The sequence below is a fragment of the Streptomyces sp. CNS606 genome, assembly GCF_000426325.1.
In genome coordinates this window covers 1-1,031 of sequence record NZ_AUFD01000069.1, presented here as the reverse complement: position 1 = coordinate 1,031, position 1,031 = coordinate 1, and the positions used below count along the sequence as shown (strand labels likewise).

General features: G+C 72.2%; 1 protein-coding gene. It reads right to left on the bottom strand.

The window, feature by feature from the left end:
* A partial coding sequence (locus K304_RS30325) for a condensation domain-containing protein (protein WP_037791409.1) occupies window positions 1-1,031 on the bottom strand: 1,031 nt, incomplete at both ends.

Genomic DNA, 1,031 nt, shown 5'->3' with positions numbered 1-1,031 from the left:
GTGAGGGTGGCGGCGAGTGCGGCGTGGAGGACCATGAAGACGGTGGTGCCGGTCTCCCGTGCGAGTTCCACCACACGGGCGTGGGTGGCGGCGTCCAGCTGGAACCGGTGCAGCCCTCCGGTCCGGTCCGCCTCCGCGGTGGCCGTCCGGTCCGCCGGCAGCTCTATCCGGTCCGGGAGGCCGGCGAGGGTGTGGCGCCAGTGGTCGAGCTGGCTGGCGAGGAGGCCGGCGGGGTCGTGGGGGTCGCCGAGGAGTTCGCGCTGCCAGAGGGTGTAGTCGGCGTACTGGACGGGCAGTTCGCCCCACCCGGGTTCCTCGCCGTTGCTGCGGGCGCTGTATGCGGCACTCAGGTCGCGGAGCAGTACGGGCATCGACCAGCCGTCGCTCACGATGTGGTGCATCACCAGCAGCAGCACGTGCTCCTGCGCGGACACCCGCAGCAGGTGCGCCCGGAGCGGGACGTCCCTCTCGAGGTCGAACAGCCGGGCGGACTCCGCCTCCACGGCTGCGGCGACCTCGTCCTCGGCGCAGTCCACGACGGACCACGACAGGTGGAAGTCGTCCGCCGGCAGGATGTGCTGGTGGGGTTCGCCGTCGGGGGCGGGGAAGACGGTCCGCAGCACCTCGTGACGGGCCACGACGTCCTTCGCCGCACGCCGCAAGCGGTCCGCGTCGAGCGGCCCGCGCAGGTGAACGGTCCACGGCACCTGGTAGGCGGCGTCGCCGCCCTCGGTCGTGTCCAGGAACCACAGCCGCTGCTGCGCGTGCGACAGCGGAATGCGCTCGGGACGACACGTCGGCAGCAACGGAGTCCGCGCCTCCTGCGTATCCGACAACCGGCCGGCCAGGCCCTCGACGGTCGGAGCACCGAAGAGGTCACGGATGCCGGCCTCGACGCCGAGCGTCGCGCGGATGCGGCTGATCAGCCGGGCGGCGAGCAGGCTGTGTCCGCCGAGGTGGAAGAAGTTGTCGTCGGCGCCGACGGTGTCGAGGCCGAGGACGTCGGCGAAGAGGGTGCAGAGGATCTCTTC